The 20,489-nt window shown below is 67.9% G+C and carries 17 protein-coding genes; 10 read left to right on the plus strand and 7 right to left on the minus strand.

The window, feature by feature from the left end:
* Positions 1-441 precede the first annotated feature (441 nt).
* A complete protein-coding gene (locus PAM7066_RS03670; protein WP_085853271.1) occupies positions 442-2,673 on the minus strand; it encodes an adenosylcobalamin-dependent ribonucleoside-diphosphate reductase in 2,232 nt (743 codons plus the stop codon).
* 127 nt (positions 2,674-2,800) lie between these two features.
* On the opposite strand from PAM7066_RS03670, the gene PAM7066_RS03675 reads away from it, so the two are divergent.
* The 3 genes from PAM7066_RS03675 (at position 2,801) to PAM7066_RS03685 (ending at position 5,036) form a co-directional block, all read left to right on the plus strand.
* On the plus strand, positions 2,801-3,229 hold the full coding sequence (locus PAM7066_RS03675; RefSeq protein ID WP_085852800.1) for a DUF1489 family protein: 429 nt from the start codon (positions 2,801-2,803) through the stop codon (positions 3,227-3,229).
* An 88-nt stretch (positions 3,230-3,317) separates the two neighbouring features.
* On the plus strand, positions 3,318-3,956 hold the full coding sequence (locus tag PAM7066_RS03680) for a hypothetical protein (protein ID WP_085852801.1): 639 nt from the start codon (positions 3,318-3,320) through the stop codon (positions 3,954-3,956).
* Positions 3,957-4,046: 90 nt separating this feature from the next.
* On the plus strand, positions 4,047-5,036 hold the full coding sequence (locus PAM7066_RS03685; protein ID WP_085852802.1) for an IS1595 family transposase: 990 nt from the start codon (positions 4,047-4,049) through the stop codon (positions 5,034-5,036).
* Between the two features lie 319 nt (positions 5,037-5,355).
* Here PAM7066_RS03685 and hisG read toward each other — a convergent pair whose 3' ends face one another.
* From hisG to hisS, 3 genes are read right to left on the minus strand one after another with little or no spacing between them, the layout of a single operon-like run.
* On the minus strand, positions 5,356-6,051 hold the full coding sequence (gene hisG / locus PAM7066_RS03690) for an ATP phosphoribosyltransferase (protein WP_085852803.1): 696 nt from the start codon (positions 6,049-6,051) through the stop codon (positions 5,356-5,358).
* The gene (locus tag PAM7066_RS03695) at positions 6,048-7,118 is read right to left on the minus strand and encodes an ATP phosphoribosyltransferase regulatory subunit (RefSeq protein WP_085852804.1); all 1,071 of its coding nucleotides are present in this window, start codon (positions 7,116-7,118) and stop codon (positions 6,048-6,050) included. Before PAM7066_RS03695 ends, hisG begins: the two co-directional genes overlap by 4 nt.
* Entirely contained in the window at positions 7,115-8,584 is a 1,470-nt protein-coding gene (gene hisS, locus PAM7066_RS03700; RefSeq protein ID WP_085852805.1) for a histidine--tRNA ligase, read from the minus strand. Before hisS ends, PAM7066_RS03695 begins: the two co-directional genes overlap by 4 nt.
* A gap of 66 nt (positions 8,585-8,650) precedes the next feature.
* Between hisS and PAM7066_RS03705 the strand changes: the two genes are divergently transcribed.
* Positions 8,651-8,836 carry a SlyX family protein gene (locus PAM7066_RS03705; protein ID WP_085852806.1) on the plus strand — a complete coding sequence of 62 codons (186 nt, stop codon included), beginning with the start codon at positions 8,651-8,653 and terminating at the stop codon, positions 8,834-8,836.
* A gap of 3 nt (positions 8,837-8,839) precedes the next feature.
* On the opposite strand, the gene PAM7066_RS03710 is transcribed toward PAM7066_RS03705, so the two are convergent.
* From PAM7066_RS03710 to dnaE, 3 genes are all read right to left on the minus strand, one after another.
* Positions 8,840-9,148 (minus strand): SH3 domain-containing protein, encoded by a 309-nt coding sequence (locus tag PAM7066_RS03710; RefSeq protein WP_085852807.1) that lies wholly within the window; start codon positions 9,146-9,148, stop codon positions 8,840-8,842.
* An 83-nt stretch (positions 9,149-9,231) separates the two neighbouring features.
* Positions 9,232-9,705 carry an acyl-CoA thioesterase gene (locus PAM7066_RS03715; protein WP_085852808.1) on the minus strand — a complete coding sequence of 158 codons (474 nt, stop codon included), beginning with the start codon at positions 9,703-9,705 and terminating at the stop codon, positions 9,232-9,234.
* Positions 9,706-13,206 carry a DNA polymerase III subunit alpha gene (gene dnaE / locus PAM7066_RS03720; RefSeq protein WP_085852809.1) on the minus strand — a complete coding sequence of 1,167 codons (3,501 nt, stop codon included), beginning with the start codon at positions 13,204-13,206 and terminating at the stop codon, positions 9,706-9,708.
* A gap of 125 nt (positions 13,207-13,331) precedes the next feature.
* Between dnaE and PAM7066_RS03725 the strand changes: the two genes are divergently transcribed.
* The 6 genes from PAM7066_RS03725 (at position 13,332) to PAM7066_RS03750 (ending at position 20,477) form a co-directional block, all read left to right on the plus strand.
* The gene (locus tag PAM7066_RS03725; RefSeq protein ID WP_085852810.1) at positions 13,332-13,724 is read left to right on the plus strand and encodes a four-helix bundle copper-binding protein; all 393 of its coding nucleotides are present in this window, start codon (positions 13,332-13,334) and stop codon (positions 13,722-13,724) included.
* A gap of 63 nt (positions 13,725-13,787) precedes the next feature.
* A complete protein-coding gene (locus PAM7066_RS03730) occupies positions 13,788-13,979 on the plus strand; it encodes a hypothetical protein (protein WP_085852811.1) in 192 nt (63 codons plus the stop codon).
* Between the two features lie 150 nt (positions 13,980-14,129).
* Complete coding sequence (xdhA, locus tag PAM7066_RS03735) at positions 14,130-15,611, plus strand: xanthine dehydrogenase small subunit (RefSeq protein ID WP_085852812.1); 1,482 nt, start codon at positions 14,130-14,132, stop codon at positions 15,609-15,611.
* Positions 15,608-18,055: a xanthine dehydrogenase molybdopterin binding subunit gene (gene xdhB / locus PAM7066_RS03740; protein ID WP_085852813.1), complete on the plus strand. Its 2,448-nt coding sequence runs from the start codon at positions 15,608-15,610 to the stop codon at positions 18,053-18,055. Before xdhA ends, xdhB begins: the two co-directional genes overlap by 4 nt.
* A complete protein-coding gene (xdhC, locus tag PAM7066_RS03745) occupies positions 18,052-18,963 on the plus strand; it encodes a xanthine dehydrogenase accessory protein XdhC (RefSeq protein ID WP_085852814.1) in 912 nt (303 codons plus the stop codon). The genes xdhB and xdhC overlap by 4 nt, the downstream gene beginning before the upstream one ends.
* Positions 18,960-20,477: an ABC transporter ATP-binding protein gene (locus PAM7066_RS03750; protein WP_085852815.1), complete on the plus strand. Its 1,518-nt coding sequence runs from the start codon at positions 18,960-18,962 to the stop codon at positions 20,475-20,477. The genes xdhC and PAM7066_RS03750 overlap by 4 nt, the downstream gene beginning before the upstream one ends.
* Positions 20,478-20,489: the final 12 nt, after the last annotated feature.

Here is a 20,489-nt window from a genome sequence, read left to right on the forward strand (position 1 = left end):
ATCGATGACAGATCCGGGCTGGTGAAGCGGGGTGATCGTGATATCGTCTTCCAAGGCGTATCGCTCCTTCGGGAGGTTCTGGCAGGCTTTGACACCCGCCACGATACGCCGCCTTCTCAGGCCCCATCACCCAAAATCTCGCATAGCTCGGATCGCTCATCCTGCCTACCGACGTGGTCCACAAGAATTTTCAAGAAGGGCCGCGGCACCATCGCGGCCCTTCTTGTTGATCAACCAGTAGATCCAGGCCGCCGCTTGGCCAGCACCTCAGATGGACTTATGTGCCTATACTCGTGGCCGGAGTGCTGAAAACGCACCGATCCAGCGCACTCGCAGTTCAAGATCCTCGGAGGGGAAACTTTGGTTGTGAAAAGTGCGCGGAAACCTCGAAAATGTGCGAACTTCGCTTGGCGGCACACACTGACTTTCCTCCTCACGCCCTCAGCCGCATTTTGAGTAGCCGCAAGCGGCGCAGGTCATGCAGCTCTCGACCATGTGGAGATCGAACTGACCGCAACTGGGGCAAGCCTTGGCAGTCTGTCCGATAACGGCCGCGGGCTGGGCGATAGTGGGGCTGCCGGGGCTCATGAAGCCGGTGTCGATCAGGTGGCGTTCGATCACGCCGCCAATGGCCGCGAGGATGGAAGGGATATAGCGCCCCTCGACCCATGCGCCGCCGCGGGGGTCGAACACCGCCTTCAACTCTTCGACGACGAAGGACACGTCCCCGCCGCGGCGGAACACGGCCGAGATCATGCGGGTCAGCGCGACCGTCCAGGCGAAATGCTCCATGTTCTTCGAATTGACGAAGATCTCGAAGGGGCGGCGGTGTTCTCCCTGCAGCAGGTCGTTCACGGTGATGTACATCGCGTGTTCCGACCCCGGCCACCTCAGCTTGTAGGTCCGCCCCTCGAGGGTCTGCGGACGCTCCAGCGGCTCGGACAGGTAGACGACCTCGCCCTGGGACGGCCGGGCCGCTGGATCGACGCTGAGGACGCTGCCGGTCACCTCGTTCGGGCGGTAGGTGGTGCAGCCCTTGCAGCCCCCCTCGTAGGCTTGGAGGTAGACGTCCTTGAAGTCCTCGAACGAGATGTCCTCGGGGCAGTTGATCGTCTTCGAGATCGAGCTGTCCACCCAAATCTGCGCCGCTGCCTGCATCGCCACGTGCTCCGCCGGGGTCAGATCCTGCGCGGTCACGAAATGCTCCGGCAGCGGCGCGTCAGCGTGGCGGTCGCGCCAGAGCTGCACGGCGTAGTCCACCACCTCTTCCTCGCGCCGCGTACCGTCTTTCTGCAGGACCTTGCGGGTGTAGGCATGGGCGAAGACCGGCTCGATCCCCGACGAGACGTTCCCGGCGTAAAGGCTGATCGTCCCCGTCGGCGCAATCGAGGTCAGCAGCGCGTTGCGGATACCGTGCTCGGCCACGGCCGCGCGCACGTCCTCGTCCATGACGCGCATGGTCTCGCCCGCGAGGAAGGCGTCGCGATCGAACAAGGGGAAGGCCCCCTTCTCGGCCGCCAACTGCGCCGAGGTCAGATATGCGGCGCGGGCAAGCCGGTGCAGCCAGCGCTCGGTCTGGAGCGCCGCATCGTCCGAGCCATAGCGCAGCCCCACCATCGCCAGCGCGTCGGCCAGCCCTGTGAGGCCCAGCCCGATCCGACGCTTCGCCGCCGCCTCGCGCGCCTGCGCCTCGAGCGGGAAGCGCGAGACGTCGACCACGTTGTCCATCATCCTCACCGCCGTCGCCACCAGGTCGTCCAGCGCGTCCTCGTCCAGCACGGCGCCCTCTTCGAACGGGTCCTCCACCAGCCGCGCCAGGTTGATCGAGCCCAGAAGGCACGCGCCATAGGGCGGGAGGGGTTGCTCGCCGCAGGGGTTGGTGGCCGCAATTTCCTCGACATAATGCAGGTTGTTGGCGCGGTTGATCCGGTCGATGAAGATCACGCCCGGCTCTGCATAGTCGTAGGTCGCCCGCATGATGCGGTTCCACAGGTCGCGGGCGGGCAGCGAGCGGTAGATAGTCCCGCCAAAGCGCAGTTCCCACGGCGCGTCGGCCTTCACCGCCTCCATGAACGCGTCCGTCACAAGGACGCTGACGTTGAAGTTGCGCAGGCGGGCGGGGTCGGATTTGGCCTCGATGAAGTCCTCGATGTCCGGATGGTCGCAGCGCAGGCAGGCCATCATTGCGCCGCGCCGGGCGCCTGCCGACATGATCGTGCGGCACATCGCGTCCCAGACGTCCATGAAGCTGACCGGCCCCGAGGCATCCGCCGCCACCCCCGACACCCCTGCGCCCTTGGGCCGGATCGTCGAGAAATCATAGCCGATCCCCCCGCCCTGCTGCATGGTCAGCGCGGCTTCGCGCAGGTGCTCGAAGATGCCCGACAGCGAATCCGGCACCGTCCCCATGACGAAGCAGTTGAACAGCGTCACGCTCCGCTCGGTCCCCGCGCCGGCGGTCACGCGACCGGCAGGAAGGAAGCGGAAATCCTCGAGCGCATCGTAGAACCGGCCCTCCCACGTCGCGGGGTCGGCCTCGACCGAGGCGAGCGCGCGGGCGATGCGGCGCCATGTGTCCTCGACGGTGGTGTCCACGGGCGTCCCGTCCGCCTCTTTCAGGCGGTATTTCATGTCCCAGATCTGTTCGGCGATGGGGGCGGCGAAGCGGGTCATGGCCATCACTCCTGCGTCATGGGCTCGCAGGGTAGGTGCAGGGCTATGGCGGGTCAATCTCGGAGGCGCTAGATAGAGGGTGAAGGAAACGATTTTCCACACTCTGTGGATAAGTTCGGGGGACGCGGTGGCGAACGTGCATCTCATCAAACTCAGCGTCGGCACAGAGTCGGTCGACCAGATGCAGGCCTGGCAACAGCACCGCTCGCAGCAGCGGCGCGACGGGCTCTACTATCACCTGACGCGGATGTGGCCCAAGCGCGAAGCGGAACTGCTGGACGGCGGATCGATCTACTGGGTGATCCAGGGCGTGGTCCTCGCCCGCCAGAGGATCGCGCGGCTGGACGAGATGACGGGCACCGACGGCATCCGCCGCTGCGCCATCTTCCTCGACCCGAAGATCGTGCGGACCGAAGCGATGACCCGGCGCCCGTTCCAGGGCTGGCGCTACCTCAAGCCCGAGGATGCGCCCCGCGACCTTGCCCCGGGACGCGAACCCCGCGAGGCCCTCCCCCCCTCTCTCGAGGCCGCGCTGGCCGAAATCGGCGTCCGCTGAGACCGCAGAAGCTGCCGCGTTAAGAGGTTCGCAAGGGCCCGTGGCATATGCCCCTTGGCAGGACCTATGGCGAGCGAAGGGTAATCTCATGAAGGCATCTGCACTCTCCGGCGCGCTGGCCCTCTGCCTGCTTGCCGGTACGGCATCGGCGCAGGACTACCAGGCGATCGCGCAGGAGCTTTACGACCAGGGCTTCGAGAACCAGGCGACCATCCGCGTCCGCGACGACGGCCTTTACGTGGAAACCAGCGGCTCGGCCGGCACGACCGAACGCGTCTACAGCCTCGACGGCACGGTTCTGCGCGAGGAGGAGACCCGCACCTCCGACGGCCGCAAGATCGAAAGGGAGTTCGACGAGTCGGGGAGCCTCGTCGACGAAGAGATCAAGACGGCCGAAGATCGAAAGGGCGCCGTGGTCGAGCGGGTGTATTCCGAAACCGGGTCATTGTTGAGCGAGGAAATCTCCACCCCCGGCGGCACGCGGATCGAGCGCACCTACGACGCGGACGGCAATGTCGTCTCGAACAACGTGAGCCGCGACAGGGAAGCGCGCTCGCGCGGTCGCTCGGAAGAGCGCGCCGATCGTGGCAAGAGCGACCGGGGATCTGACAAGAGCAGCGGCCGGGGCAATAGCGAGCGCGGGTCCGAGAAGAGCAGCGATCGGGGCAACGACAATCGCGGTGACGGCGATCGCAAGGGCGGCGGCAACGGTCGCGGCCGGGGTTAATGGAATGGGTGTGTCCGCAAACCGTGTTGGTCCGCTTCGCCTAAACTCGGAAAGGCTTATATCTCTCCGCTTTCCCAGCGGAGGATTCCCTTGCTACACCACGATTTTCGCCGTTTCCTCAATGCTCTCGACACGCTGAACCCGGCCCAGATCGAGGACGCCCAGATGAAGATCCGAGATCTCCGGCGAAAGACGGAGGCGATCTCGGAGATCGAAGCACGGACAAACAGAGACCACAAGTGCCCATTCTGTGGCGACGACCGGCGGCAGAAGTGGGGGCGCACGCGGACCAAGGTCCAGCGCTATCGGTGCAGTGGCTGCCAGAAGACTTACTCAGGCCGGACCGGGTCCGCCATCGGCCGCATCCACCGTCCGGACCTGTTCATGGTCGCGCTGCGGGATATGCTGGGCACCTCCGCTCCAAAGTCAGTGAGAAAGCTCTCTCGTCAGCTCGGGCTCAACAAATACACGATCTGGCGCTGGCGAATGCTCGTATTCTCGATCATCGGGGACGGCGGGACGACGCGCTTTTCGGGGATCGTCGAGGCGGATGAGACCTACCAGCGGGAGTCGCGCAAGGGATCTCGAGAATGGGTCCGACACTTCGCCGATCCGAAGAAGGTCGCGCCACCGCCCCGCCCCAGGTGGGAGGACTACACGACGCAGGGACTGAAGATGATGCCGGGGCTCTCGAGGTGGCAGCTCCCCATTCTCACAGTCGCCGACCGTGGCGGCGCGCGCCTGTTCCAGCGTCTACCGAACCGCAAGAGCGCGACCCTGAAGCGCGCAATGAAGCCCTTGGTGCCGGGGGATGCCGTGCTCTGCTCGGACGGGGCCGATGGTTACAAGAAAGTTGCGGCGACGGGCGGCATCGAACACTTCGTGGTCGGTAGCAAGCCGGGCACGCGTGTGGCCGCGGGCTGCTACCACATCCAGAACGTGAACTCCCTCCACGCCCGCTACGGCGAGTTCATCAAGCCTTTCCGCGGGCCGGCCACGAAGAACCTGAACGGCTATATCAGGTGGCTGGAGGTGCGACTGGCAGGAGTGCGACCCGCGGATGTGATCAGAGCATCATAGGCACACTACGCGTCCACGAACGCGCTCCAAGATCTCGTTTCAATTTTTCCTCGTTCGATTTTGGAATCGCGTTCTTCGGTCATATCTAATATTCAGTAACTGCGGCGCTGGAGACAGACGACCGCCTCCCCGAAAGGGGAACTACCTGCGAAGGGGAGCCTCGTGCTCCCCTATCGCCCCTCCCACTAACTCGCGAGCGTCTGTAGCGGCCCTGAACCAACACGGTTTGCGGACACACCCAATGGAATTCTCGACGACTGATAGGGCACCCGGGCGGTCAGCGGCCCCTGGTCGCTCTACCCGCGCAGCGGGCCCTGCGTCAGTCAAGCCCCAGTCGCTGCAGCAGAACGGCCAGACGCTCCCGCGCGCCGCCCTCCCAGTCGGCGTTGCGGGCGCGGAACAGCGTCGCCTGGCTCGCGTGGACGGGGCCGTCCGACAGCATCTTGAGGTGGTTCGCCCGCAGCGTTTCACCGGTCGAGGTAATGTCGGCGATGGCTTCCGCCGTCTCATGCCGCACGGTGCCCTCGGTCGCGCCCTGGCTGTCCACCAGCTGGTAGTCGGCCACCCCGTTCCAGGTCAGGTAATCCCGCACGAGGCGGTGGTACTTCGTCGCGATCCGCAGCCGGAATCCGTGCCGCCGCCGGAATGCGGCCGCCGCGGCGTCAAGGTCGTCAAGCGTCTCGACATCGACCCAGAAGGACGGAACCGCGATCACCAGATCCGCATGGCCGAACCCCATGAGCGCCAACTCTTCAACCTGCTCATCCCAATGAGCCAGCTTCTCGCGCACCAGGTCCGAGCCCGTTACGCCCAGGTGAATTCGCCCCGCAGCCAGTTCGCGCGGGATTTCCCCCGCGCTGAGCAGGATCAGCTGCAGCCCGTCGAAACCGTCGACCACGCCGGAATACTCGCGCTCGGTCCCGCCCTTGCCCATCGTCAGGCCCCGCGCGCCGAACCAGTCGAACGTCTTGTCCATCAGCCGCCCCTTGGACGGCACCCCGAGTTTCAGCATCAGCGGGCCTCCAGCGTCAGGGCGGGGCGGATCACGCCGCCCACGGCGGGCGTCGCCCTCCCCTGCCCCAGCACGCGGGTCAGCGCGTCGTAGCGCCCCCCGGTGGACAGGGGCGGCAGGTCGGCCCGTCCGGCGGCCGAGAACGAGAACACGAAGCCGTCGTAATACTCCATGGTGGAGCGGCCGTGGCTGCCCTCGAACGGCAGGCTTTCGGGCGCGATCCCGCGCGCGTCCAGCGCCTCGAGCCGGCGCGCCAGCCCGTCCACCGCCGGCGCGATCGAGGGCATGTCCATCGCCACGTCCCGCAACGTCTGCAGCGCCGCGTCCGAGGGCGCGCGCAGGCGCAGGATGTCGTCGATCAGCTCGACCTCGCTCTTGGATATCGGCGGCTCGGCCGCGTCGGCCTTCAGCGCGGCGATCCGCGCCTCGACATCGGCGCGGTCGCGCAGGCCGATCTCGGGGCCGACATGAGCGAAGGGATCGGCGCGGGCGGTCACGTCACGACGGTGGGCGGGCGCCTCGGTCCGCCCGGCGTACCGGTCGATCAGGGTGCGGAACCGGCGGGGCCGCCAGATGTGACGCAGAAGCGCCGTCTTGCGCGCCTGAGACGTGGCCAGCCCGCTGACCGCAGCCAGCAGGATGCCGATATCGCCCGTGGTCACGCGCGTCGACAGGGGCGACAGCAGGCGGTGGAACAGGGCGAAGGTCTCGGCATCCGCCTCGGGCGCGTCGCCGCCGAACAGCTCGTAGCCGACCTGGAGGTACTCGGCCGGGCGGCCCGGATCGGCGGCCTGCCGACGGAAGACCTCGCCGACATAGGCATAGCGCGCCGGATCACCGCCTTCGGCCATGTGCATCTGCACTACCGGCACCGTGAAGTCCGGCCGCAGCATCGCCTCGCCGTCGGGGCCTTGGGTGGTGAAGGCGCGGGCGCGGATATCCTCGCCGTAGAGGTCCAGAAGCGTCCCCGCCGGCTGCAGGATGTCCGTCTCGACCGGCACTGCGCCCGCGTCGAGGAAGGCCTGCAGGAACCCCGCGGCCTCGGCGCGCTCCGCCGACTTGTCCCTCATGCGAGGCGCTTTCGGATCTCGTCCACCATGGCGCTGCGGGCGCATTCGAACTGCGCGGGCTGGTCGCGCCATTCCTCGTGGCTGAGCTCGGCGGCCAGTTTCGCGCCGAGCTTCAGGTCCTTGATCTGCACCACGTCGCGCGCGGCCTCGTCCTCGCCCTGGATCACGGCGATCGGGGCGGCGCGCTTGTCCGCGTATTTCAGCTGATTGCCGAAGTTCTTGGGGTTCCCGAGGTAGAGCTCGGCCCGGATGCCGGCGCTGCGTAGCTCGCCGACCATCGCCTGGTAGTCGGCCATGCGCGTGCGGTCCATCACGGTGACGACGACGGGGCCGTCCTCGAGGTTGTCGAACCGCCCCTTCGCGGTCAGAGCGGCCAGCAGCCGGTCGACACCGATCGAGACGCCGGTCGCAGGCACTTCCTGACCGGTGAACCGCTTGACGAGGTCGTCATAGCGCCCGCCCCCGGCCACGCTGCCGAATTGGCGCGGGCGGCCCTGCTCGTCGGCGATCTCGAAGGTCAGTTCAGCCTCGTAGACGGGACCCGTATAGTAGCCGAGGCCCCGAACCACCGACGGGTCGACGACGATGCGGTCGGGACCGTAGCCCTGCGCGTCGAGAAGCTTCGCGATCTGGGACAGCTCGTCCACACCCTCGCGGCCGGTCTCGCTTTCGCCTACCAGTTCGGACAAACGCGCGAGGGTGTCGGCCCCCGTCTCGCGCCGGGCGCTCACGAAGCCCAGCACCACGTCGGCCGCGGCGTCCGGCAGCCCGGCGCCCTTCGTGAAATCGCCGCTCTCGTCCTTGCGCCCCTCGCCCAGAAGCGCGCGGACGCCCGCCTCGCCCAGGCGGTCCATCTTGTCGATGGCGCGCAGGACGATGCCGCGTTCGGCCTCCTTGTCATCCGACCCTAGGCCGATCACCTCCATCACGCCGTTCAGGACCTTCCGGTTGTTCACCCGCACGATGTAGTCGCCGCGCGCGATCCCGACCGCCTCCAGCACATCGGCCAGCATCGCGCAAATCTCGGCGTCGGACGCCATCGAGGCCGAACCGACCGTGTCCGCGTCGCACTGGTAGAACTGGCGGAAACGGCCCGGCCCCGGCTTTTCGTTCCGCCAGACCGGACCCATCGTATAGCGCCGGTAAGGCGACGGCAGATCGTTGCGATACTGCGCGGCGACCCGGGCCAGGGGGGCCGTCATGTCATAGCGCAGGGCCAGCCAGTCGCCGTCCTCTTCCCAGGCAAAAACACCCTCGTTCGGGCGGTCCACGTCGGGAAGGAACTTGCCCAGGGCCTCGACCGTTTCGACAGCGCTCGTCTCGAGGGCGTCGAAGCCGTAGAGATGGTAGATCCGCGCGATCTCGGCCAGCATCTGCTGTCGGCGGGTCACTTCGGACCCGAAATAGTCGCGGAAGCCCTTCGGCGTGACGGCCTTCGGACGCGGCTGTTTCTTCTGCTTTGCCATGATGGCCCCCTTGGTGGCGCCGCTCGGTTACGTCAAAGGGGGGGTCGGCGCAAGATGGAGGCCGATATGGACAAGATCGAGGAACGACTGGCCCACCTCATCCGGGCCAATGACGAGCTTTCGGACGTGGTGACCGAACAATCCCGCACCATCGAACGGCTGGAGCGGCAGGTCCACTTCCTGCTGGAGCGCGCCCGCGCCGACAGCGATGGCGGCGTCTTCGTCGGCGACGAGCGGCCGCCGCACTGGTGAGGATCAGCTCGGGCAGAGGTAGTCGCCCCAGACGTAACCGCTCGGCATGTCCCTGAGGTAGACCTGCTGCGGCGTTTGCTGGACCACCACCGGCAGCCATTTCCCGTTGGTCGGGCTGCCGCGCTCCTCGACGAGCGTGCCGGGCGGAAGACGCATGATCATCGGGTTCCCCGACCCCGGACCGGTGCGCAGGGCAAGGAAGTTGTCGCCGTTCGGATCGAGTCGGCAGACGGTGAAGCCATAGCCCGAGAACGCGTGCGCCGACGCTCCCAGCCAGATCAGAAGCAACACGGTCGAGACGGTGCGGAACATGGCAGGTCCTCCGGGTGAGGCCTTCATGATACCCGCACCGAAGGCTGCGGGTATCGCCCATTCGGATGAGGCGCGGGGCCGCCCTAGCCCTTCGACGCCTCCGCCATCTCCTGGACGAAGCGCTTGCGCAGGTTCTTGCGGATCTCTGCGGCGCGGTGGCGGCGGGCTTCGTCCTCGTCCAGCACCTTCAAGTCGGGGACGGTCACGGGTTTGCCGCCTTCGTCCACCGCGACCATCGTGAAGTAGCACGAGTTGGTATGCCGGCGGCTCCCCGAGCGGATGTCCTCGGCCTCGACCCGGATGCCCACCTCCATCGAGGTGCGGCCGGCGTGGTTGATGGCGGCGCGAAAGGTCACCAGCTCGCCCACGTTGATCGGCTGCTTGAAGACCACCTGGTCGACCGACAGCGTCACGCAGTAGCTCTGGCTGAACCGCGATGCGCAGGAGAACGCCACCCGGTCGAGCAGGTTCAGCAGCGCACCCCCATGCACCTTGCCGCTGAAATTCGCCATCTCGGGCGTCATCAGCACCGTCATCTCGAGTTTGCGCGCGTCCATCTAAGCGAGATCCTCGACCGTGATGACTCCGCCCAGCGACTTGATCGCCCCCTTGATCTGCGGGGTCACGGGGAAATCGTCGCCAAGGCTGACCTCGACCTCGCCCGGCAGGTTCCGGTCCATCAGGCACAGGGTCACCGGGCCGCGGGCGCGGATCTTCTGGTCCTCGCGCGCGCGGTTCAGCACGCTCGCGACCATCCCCACCGCGTCGGGCGCGTCGAGGTAGATCATCAGCCCGCCGCCACCCGCGGCCACGGCGCTGTCGATGGGCGCGATGGACCGGCCCAGCAGCTTCAACTGCTCGGACTCGATCGTCGCCTCGACCTGCACGACGACATTGGTGCCCGGCTCCAGGTGGTCGCGCGAGGCTTCCAGCGTGTCCGAGAAGATCGTCACCTCGTAGAGGCCCGACGGGTCCGACAGCCCGATGAAGGCAAAGCGGTTGCCGCGCGCCGACTTGCGCTCCTGCCGCGACGCCACGACGCCCGCCATCTTGGCGACGTGAGGGCCGTTCAGCGCCTTGGCGTGGACCTCTTCCAGCGTCATCACGCCCTTGCGCTTCAAGGGGCCCATGTAGTCGTCCAAGGGATGTCCCGAGAGGTAGAAGCCTATGGCGGTATGCTCTTCGGCCAGCCGCTCGGAAGGGAGCCAGTCCTCGACCGGGCTGAGGCGCGGTTCCGGCAGATCGTCACCGGCATCGCCGAACAGCGACACCTGGTTCGACGCCTTCTGCTCGTGGATTGCCGCCGAATAGGCGACGAGCTGGTCGAGGCTGTTGAACACCCGCCGCCGGTTGCGGTCGAGCTCGTCGAACGCGCCGGCACGGGCCAGCATCTCGATCGCGCGCTTGCCGACGCGCTTCAGATCCACCCGCCGCGCCATGTCGTAGAGGTTGACGAAGGGCCGCTCGCCCCTGCCCTCGACGATCAGGCGCATCACGTCGAGCCCGACGCCCTTGAGCGCGCCCAGCGCATAGACGATCTGCCCGTCCTTCACGCTGAACGTCTCGACCCCGCGGTTCACGCAAGGCGGCACGATCCCGATGGAAAGGCCGCGGCGGGCCTCCTCGGTATAGATCGCCAGCTTGTCGGTCAGGTGGATATCGCAGTTCATCACGCCGGCCATGAACTCGACCGGGTGGTTCGCCTTCAGCCATGCCGTCTGGTAGCTGACGACCGCGTAAGCGGCGGCGTGGGACTTGTTGAAGCCGTAATTGGCGAATTTCTCCAGAAGGTCGAAGACCTCCTTGGCCTTCTCCTCGGGGACGCCGTTTTCCATGGCGCCCTTGGTGAACTTGGGCCGCTCGGCGTCCATCGCCTCCTTGATCTTCTTGCCCATGGCGCGGCGCAGCAGGTCGGCGCCGCCAAGCGAGTAGCCCGCCATCACCTGGGCGATCTGCATCACCTGCTCCTGATAGACGATGATGCCTTGGGTTTCCTCAAGGATGTAGTCGATCAGCGGGTGGACCGAGGCGATCTCGCGCTGGCCGTTCTTGACCTCGCAATAGACCGGGATGTTCTCCATCGGGCCGGGGCGGTAGAGCGCCACGAGCGCCACGATATCCTCGATGCAGGTCGGCTTCATGCGCCGCAGCGCATCCATCATGCCGGTGGATTCCACCTGAAACACCGCGACCGTCTTGGCGCGGGCGTAAAGCTCGTAGGACTTCGCATCGTCGAGCGGGATCAGGTTCATCTGGTTCTCGGCCCCCGTCGCGGGGGCGTAAAGCTCCTCTCCGTCCGGGCCGACATGGATGGGACGCGACTGGTTGATCAGGTCGACCGCGTTCTGGATCACCGTCAGCGTCTTCAGGCCAAGGAAGTCGAACTTCACCAGCCCCGCCTGCTCGACCCATTTCATGTTGAACTGGGTGGCGGGCATGTCGGATTTCGGATCGCGATAGAGCGGCACCAGAGCGTCCAGCGGCCGGTCGCCGATCACCACCCCCGCGGCGTGGGTCGAGGCGTTCCGCAGCAGCCCCTCGACCTGCTGGCCGTAGGTCAGAAGGCGGTCCACGACCTCTTCGTTGCGGGCCTCTTCACGCAGGCGCGGCTCGTCGCGCAGGGCCTGCTCGATGCTGACGGGCTTCACGCCCTCGACCGGGATCATCTTGGACAAGCGATCCACCTGACCATAGGGCATCTGCAACACCCGGCCCACGTCGCGCACTGCCGCCTTTGACAGCAGCGCGCCGAAGGTGATGATCTGCCCCACCTTGTCGCGGCCGTATTTCTCCTGGACGTAGCGGATGACTTCCTCGCGGCGGTCCATGCAGAAGTCGATGTCGAAGTCCGGCATCGACACCCGTTCGGGGTTGAGAAACCGCTCGAAGAGCAGGCTGTAACGCAGCGGGTCGAGGTCGGTGATCGTCAGCGCGTAGGCCACCAACGACCCCGCGCCCGAGCCACGCCCCGGCCCCACCGGGATATCGTGATCCTTGGCCCACTTGATGAAGTCGGCCACGATCAGGAAGTAGCCGGGGAAGCCCATCCCCTCGATGATCCCCAGCTCGAAATCCAGCCGCTCCTGGTAGTTCTCGACACTCGTGGCGTGGGGGATCACGGCAAGCCGCGCCTCCAGCCCCGCCTTCGCCTGGCGGCGCAACTCGTCCACCTCGTCATCGGCAAAGCGCGGCAGGATCGGGTCGCGGCGATAGGTGGCGAAGGCGCAGCGGCGGGCGATCTCGACGGTGTTCTCGGTCGCCTCGGGCAGGTCGGCAAACAGGGTGCACATCTCGGCCGGCGACTTCAGGTAGTGCTGCGGCGTGAGGCGCCGGCGCGGCTCGTTCTGGTCCACATAGGCGCCGTCCGCGATGCAGATCAGCGCGTCATGGGCCTCGTACATGTCGGGTTTGGGGAAATAGACGTCGTTCGTCGCGACCAGCGGCAGGTCCATGGCGTAGGCCATCTCGACATGGCCACTCTCGGTCAGGCGTTCGTTCTGGGGAAGCTGACCGCCCTCGCCCGGATGGCGCTGCAGCTCGACATAGAGGCGGTTCGGATAGATCGCCGCCAACCGCGTCATCAGCGCCTCGGCCTTGTCGCGCTGGCCGGCCTGCAGCAGCATCCCCACCGGCCCGTCCGGCCCGCCCGACAGGCAGATCAGCCCCTCGCCATGCGTCGCCAGATCGTCCAGCGACACCTGCGGCTCGGACCTGTCCCCTTCGAGATACAGAAGCGTGTTCAGCTTCATCAGGTTCTCGTATCCCGCCTCGCTTTGCGCCAGCAGGACCAGCGGCGCGGGCCGGGCGCGCTGGTTGCGCGGCGGCTCGGCCCCGAACCCGCCGACCGACACCTGGCACCCGACGATCGGCTGCACCCCGGCCCCCTCTGCGCCGACGGAGAACTCGAGCGCGCAGAACATGTTGTCGGTATCCGTGACGGCCACGGCAGGCATGCCCATCCCCGCGACGAGGCCGGGCAGCTTCTTCAGCCGCATCGCCCCTTCCAGCAGGGAGTATTCGGTATGAAGGCGGAGGTGGATGAATCGCGGATCTGACATCGCTCCACGCTATCTCGCACTGCCCGCGCCGGAAAGGCCGTATCCTGTGGAGAACCGCGCCGGTCGGAACGGCCTGCGCCCTGCGCCGTTCCCAGTCGGAACGAGTCACAACAGGAGGCACCCCCATGTCCATCAAGGAAATGATCGCCGAGCATCCCGACGTCGCCGGTCACGAGAATGACATCCTCGGCGATGCCGTACGCCACGCCATGTATTGCGCGGCGATCTGCAACTCCTGCGCCGATGCCTGCATGGCCGAGAAGGACGCGGCCGAACGCGCCCAATGCATCCGCCTGTGCAACGACTGTTCGGACATCTGCACGATGACCTACCGCGTCGCCTCGCGCCGCACCGGCTCGAACGAGGCGATCATCCGCTCGGCCCTGCAGCTCTGCGCCGAGGCCTGCGACGCCTGTGCCGAGATGTGCGAGATGCACGAAGACGCCCACTGCAAGCGCTGCGCGAAAATGTGCCGCGAATGCGCGCGGGATTGCCGCAAGGCCGCCGACAACCTCTGAGTCCATCGTCCCGCGACGCCGCCACGCTAGGTCGAGCGGCGTCGCCCTGAAGGAGAACGCAACATGTCCCGTATCATCGGTATAGTCATCATCGTCGTCGTCGCGATCGCCCTGCTTATCTGGTTCGGCTTCATGGACATAACCCCGGAAGGCGAACGCGTCATAGACGAGACTCAAGGGGGCGTCGGCGAGGTGATCGAAGACGCCGGCACCGCGATTCAGGACGCCGGCGACGACCCCGAAATCGTCGAATAGGCACCGGGCGGGGTCGCCGCCGAGCGCGAATCCCGAAACCTACCCTTGCATTGCGCGGCCCGTCCCGGTTTCATCGGCACGGGCCGCGCGCTCTACGCCGCATCGACCGCGCCGCCCCTGATGATTGCGAGTAACGCGGCGGATGTTCACATGAAGGTCAGGTTCCTCCTGAACGGAGACCCGGTCGAGGCCGACACGGCCCCCACGACGACCCTGCTCGACTGGCTGCGCGAAAGCCGCGGCCTCACCGGCACCAAGGAAGGCTGCAACGAGGGCGATTGCGGCGCCTGTTCCGTCATGCTGACCGACGAGGACGGCGCCCGCGCCCTGAACGCCTGCATCCTCTTCATGGGCCAGCTCGACGGGCACGCGGTCCGCACTGTCGAGGGGCTGGCCGCCCCCGACGGCACTCCGCATCCTGTCCAGCAGGCGATGGTCGACCACCATGGCAGCCAGTGCGGCTTTTGCACGCCCGGCTTCGTGGTGACGATGGCGACGGCGCACCTGAACGGCGCGACGGACCACGACGACCAGCTTGCCGGCAATCTCTGCCGCTGCACCGGCTACGCGCCCATCATCCGCGCCGCCAAGGCCGCCGAAAGCCTCCCCATCCCCGACCACATGCGCGACGCGCCCCTTCCGGCTTCATCCTGCGCGAAATACTCCGGGGGTCCGGGGGCAGAGCCCCCGGCGCCCTCCTATGCCGACACCCCCGCGGACTGGGGCGGCCGCGACCCTCTGGCGGGCACCGGCGCCGACGACCGCGGCGACGCCACCCGCACCCACGCCGCCTACCGCCCCGCCAGCACCGACGAGCTGGCCTCGCTCTACCTCGACCACCCCGACGCCACGCTCGTCGCCGGCGCGACCGATGTGGGCCTGTGGGTGACGAAAGGCCTGCGCGATCTGGGGACGGCGATCTTCCTCAACGGCGTCACCGACCTGCAGCGCATCGAAGAATCCGACGGCGCGCTGCGCATCGGCGCCGGCGTGACGCTGACGCGCCTGCGCGAGGTCATCGCCCCCCGCCACCCGAGCTTCGCCGAGATGCTCCGCCGCTTCGGCTCGACCCAGGTCAGGAACGCCGGGACCATCGGCGGCAACATCGCCAACGGCTCGCCCATCGGTGATGGCCCGCCCGCGCTGATCGCGCTCGGCGCGACGCTGCACCTGCGCCGCGGGAACGAGCGGCGCGAGATGCCCCTCGAGGACTTCTTCATCGACTACGGGAAGCAGGACCGCCAGCAAGGCGAGTTCGTCGAGGCGGTCTCGATCCCCGACCAGCCCGACCGCCTGTCCTGCCAGAAGCTGTCCAAGCGGTTCGACCAGGACATCTCGGCCGTCTGCGGCTGCTTCAACGTCACGACCGAGGGTGGCACGGTCACCGCCGCCCGCATCGCCTTCGGCGGCATGGCCGGCACCCCGAAACGCGCCCGCCAAACCGAGGCTGCGCTGATCGGCCAACCCCTGACCCCCGAAGGCGTCGCCGCGGCACAAGCCGCGCTGGAACAGGACTTCACGCCGCTGTCGGACATGCGCGCCTCGGCCCGCTACCGGCTCGAGGTGGCGAAGGGCATGCTCCTCCGCCTTGCCACCGCCGACGAGCCCTCGGTGCTGGAGGTCCGCGCATGAGCGTCCACAAACCCTCTCCGCATGACAGCGCACCGTTCCACGTCGCGGGCTCCGCGCGCTATGTGGATGACATCCCCCTGCCCGCGAACGCGCTGCACCTGGCCTTCGGCCTCTCGCCCATCGCGCGCGGCACTGTGCGCTTCGACCTGAGCCGCGTGCGCGAGACGCCCGGCGTGGTGCTGGCCCTCTCGGCGGCCGAGACCGGCCCGATCGACGTCGCCCCCGCCGCCCATGACGAGCCGCTGCTGGCCGAAACCACTGCGGATGGCGCGCGCGTCCACTACATGGGCCAGCCGCTGTTCGTGGTGGCCGCGACCAGCCACCTGGCGGCGCGCAAGGCGGCCCGGCAGGCCGAGATGGAGACCGCCCCGGACACCCCGATCCTGACGATCGACGAGGCGCTCGCCGCCGACAGCCGGTTCGAGGACGGCCCCGTCACCTGGACCAAGGGCGACGCCGACGCCGCCCTTTCGACAGCACCGCACCGCCTTCAGGGCAGCATCGAGATCGGCGGGCAGGAGCACTTCTACCTCGAAGGTCAGGCCGCCCTCGCCATCCCCGGCGAGGGGGGCGACATGGTCGTCCACTCGTCCTCGCAGCACCCGACCGAGATCCAGCACAAGGTGGCCGACGCGCTCGGCGTGCCGATGCACGCCGTCCGGGTCGAGGTGCGCCGCATGGGCGGTGGCTTCGGCGGCAAGGAAAGCCAGGGCAACGCGCTCGCCGTGGCCTGCGCGATGGTCGCGGCCCGCACCGGCCGGCCGGTAAAGATGCGCTACGACCGCGACGACGACATGACCATCACCGGCAAGCGCCACGACGTCCGCATCGGCTACGACGTGGGCTATGACGCCGAGGGCCGGCTGCACGGCATCGTCTTCGACCAGTTCGTCCGCTGCGGGTGGAGCCAGGACCTGTCGCTTGCCGTGGCCGACCGCGCGATGCTGCATGCCGACAACGCCTACCACCTGAAGGACGTGCGCATCGTCTCGCACCGGCTGAAGACGAACACCCAGTCCGCCACCGCCTTCCGCGGCTTCGGCGGCCCCCAGGGCGTGGTCGGGATCGAGCGGGTGATGGACGAGATCGCCCACCGCCTCGGCCGCGACCCGCTGGACGTGAGGCGCGTCAATTTCTACGCGGCCGGTCACGACGCGGACACAAGCGGCAAGATGCCCTCCCAAGCCTCGGGCAAAATCCATGTCGGCGCCGAGGACGTCACCCCCGGCACCGATGCCGACGTGACGAGCCGCGGCGCGCTGCGCGAGGTGGCAGAGCCTGCGGGGCCGGTTTCAACGCCGCCCGACGGGGTGCAGACGACGCCCTACCACATGCCGGTGCGCGACTTCATCCTGCACGAGATGGTCGAGGCGCTCGAGAAAACCTCCGACTACCGCGCCCGGCGCGCGGCGGTGGACGCGTGGAACGAAGCGCATCCCCACGTGAAGAAGGGCATAGCCCTGACGCCGGTGAAGTTCGGCATCTCGTTCACGCTGACCCACCTGAACCAGGCCGGCGCGCTGGTGCATGTCTACCAGGACGGCTCGGTCCACATGAACCATGGCGGGACCGAGATGGGTCAGGGCCTGCACCAGAAGGTCGCGGCCGTCGCGGCCGACCGGTTCGGGCTTCCTCTGTCCGCGATCCGCATCACGGCCACGGATACCGGCAAGGTGCCCAACACCTCGGCCACGGCGGCCTCGTCCGGGGCGGACCTGAACGGCATGGCGGTCAAGGCCGCCTGCGACGAGATCGCCGGCCGGATGGCGGCCTTCCTGGCCGAACAGCACCAGGCCGACCCCGCTTCGGTCCGGTTCGAGGAAGGCCGGGTGCATGTCGGCAGCGAAAGCTACGCCTTCACCGAGGCCGTGCAGCTCGCCTACCAGGGACGGGTCAGCCTGTCGGCCACCGGCTACTACCGCACGCCGGGGATCGAGTGGGACCGCCTGCGCGGCCGCGGCACACCGTTCTACTACTTCTCGCACGGCGCGGCGGTGACCGAGGTGGTGCTGGACAGCCGCACGGGCGAGAACCGCATCCTGCGGACCGACATCCTGCACGATTGCGGCAAGTCGCTGAATCCGGCCCTCGATATCGGCCAGATCGAGGGCGGCTACGTTCAGGGCGCCGGCTGGCTGACGACCGAGGAGCTGGTGTGGGACGACAAGGGGCGGCTGACGACCCACGCGCCCTCGACCTACAAGATCCCGGCCTGTTCGGACCGGCCCGAGGTGTTCAACGTGGCGCTCTGGGACGACGAGAATCGGGCCGACACGATCTATCGCTCGAAGGCGGTGGGAGAGCCGCCCTTGATGCTGGGGATCTCGGCCTTCCTCGCGCTCAGCCACGCGGCCAGCGCGTACGGCGCCAGCTACCCTGCGCTCGACGCTCCGGCCACGGCCGAACGGTTGTTCTTCGCGTGCCGGCACGCGACCGGCGCATGAGCTTCGATCCCCTGCGGCTCGAGGCGGCTCTGGCCGCCCATGACGACGTCTGGCGGGTGGTCGTGGCCGAGACGCGCGGCTCCGTCCCGCGCGGGCCCGGCACGTCGATGCTGGTCTGGGCGGACGGGCAGGACGGCACCATCGGCGGCGGCCGGCTGGAATGGGAGGCACTCGCCGCCGCCCGCGCCGGCCGACGTGGCGCGATCCGACATGCGCTCGGCCCGTCGCTGGGACAATGCTGCGGCGGGGCGGTGACGCTGCACATCTCGCACTGGACGCGCGATTTGCTGGACGAGGTGGATTTCAGCGGTGGTCTCGCCGCGATCGGCCACACGCAGCCCGGCCCCGAGGTCATGGAGGCCGCCGACCGTCTGCGCGACAACCCCGACGCGCCCTCCCCGCTGCTCGTCGGGGATTGGCTGGTCGAACGCATCGCCGCCCCCTCGCGCCGCGTGCACGTCTGGGGTGCGGGCCATGTGGGGCGGGCGCTGGTCTCGGTTCTGGCCCCCCTGCCCGACCTGTCCGTCTCGTGGATCGACGATGCCGCCGCCCGCTTTCCGGGCGACATCCCGGCCGGCATCGACCGGATCGTCGCGGTCGATATGCCGCGCCTTGCTGCCCGCAACGGGGCCGAGGGCGAGCACCTGCTCCTGACCTACAGCCACGATATCGACCTGGCGCTCTGCCACGCGCTTCTGACCGCCGGCGCACCGCGGATCGGGCTGATCGGCTCGGACACCAAGTGGGCCCGCTTCCGCAGCCGGCTGCGGCAGCTTGGCCATACCGACGCCGCAATCGCACGGATACGGTGTCCGATCGGCAACCCTGCCCTCGGCAAGCATCCCCAGGCCATTGCCGTGGGCGTCGCGGCAGAGATACTGGCCCCACAGGAACAGGACTTAGCATGACGCCGCTTCTCAAGATCGACGGATTGACCAAGACCTATCCCGGCGTCGTGGCCAATGACGATGTCTCGCTGTCGATCGCGCCCGGCGAGGTCCACGCGCTGCTGGGCGAGAACGGTGCCGGCAAGTCCACGCTGGTCAAGACGATCTTCGGCCTCAATCAGCCCGACAAGGGCCGGATGGAGATGGACGGCACCCCCTACGCCCCGTCCTCGCCCGAGGATGCGCGCGTGGCGGGGGTCGGCATGGTGTTCCAGCACTTCTCGCTGTTCGAGGCGCTCGACGTGGCCGAGAATGTCGCGCTCGGCATGTCCGACCCGCCGCCCATGCGCGACCTGTCGCAGCGCATCGAGACGGTCAGCCGCGACTACGGGCTGCCGCTCAAGCCCGGTCAGATCGTCGGAGATCTCTCCGCGGGCGAGCGGCAGAGGGTCGAGATCGTGCGTTGCCTGCTGGGCAACCCCCGGCTTCTCATCATGGACGAGCCGACCAGCGTGCTGACCCCGCAAGAGGTCGACCTGCTGTTCAAGACCCTCCGCCAGCTGCGGGACGAGGGGACGTCGATCCTTTATATCTCGCACAAGTTGGAGGAAATCCGGGCGCTGTGCGATACCGCGACGATCCTGCGCGGCGGGAAGGTGGTCGCCACCTGCACGCCGTCCGAAGAATCCGCGGGCCGCATGGCCGAGCTGATGGTGGGGCGGCGCCTCGACGTGCCCGCCCGCGCGGGCACGGTTCGGCCCGAGACGCTTCTGCAGATCGACCGCCTCTCCGTGCCTGCGGCGTCCGAGTTCGGAACCGCCCTGAAGGAGGTGTCGCTGACCCTGAAGGCCGGCGAGGTTCTGGGGATCGGCGGCGTCGCGGGCAACGGGCAGGACGAGCTGGTCGCCACGCTCGCCGGCGAAACGCGCTCCCCGGCCGACACGATCTTTCTCGAGCGGCGCGACATCTCGCGCCTCGGACCCGAACAGCGCCGGGTGCGCGGGCTTCTGACCGCGCCCGAAGAGCGGCTGGGCCATGCCGCCGCCCCCGATCTGAGCCTGACCGAGAACGGGCTGCTTTCGGCGGCGACGAGCCAGGGCCTCGCGCGGCGGGGCTTCGTCGACTGGCGCGCCGCGCGGCGCTTCGCCGAAAGCGTGATCGAGCGGTTCGACGTGCGCACCCCCGGCCCTGGCACGGTCGCGCGGGCCCTATCGGGGGGCAACCTGCAGAAATTCGTGATCGGCCGCGAGATCGCGCAGGACCCGCTGGTCCTCGTGGTCAACCAGCCGACCTGGGGCGTGGACGCCGCCGCTGCCGCGACCATCCGGCAGGCGCTGCTGGATCTTGCCGGCGAAGGCTCGGGCGTCATCGTCATCAGCCAGGACCTGGACGAGCTGATGCAGATCTCGGACCGCTTCGCCGCCCTGACCGAGGGGCGCCTGTCGCCGTTCCGCCCCGCCGCCGGCCTGACGGTCGAAGAGATCGGCCTGATGCTCGGCGGTGCCCATGACATGGAGCCGGCCCATGCCCACTGACCCCTCCCACGC

The sequence above is a fragment of the Palleronia marisminoris genome (genome assembly GCF_900172315.1).
In the GTDB taxonomy this organism is placed as follows: Bacteria; Pseudomonadota; Alphaproteobacteria; order Rhodobacterales; family Rhodobacteraceae; genus Palleronia; species Palleronia marisminoris.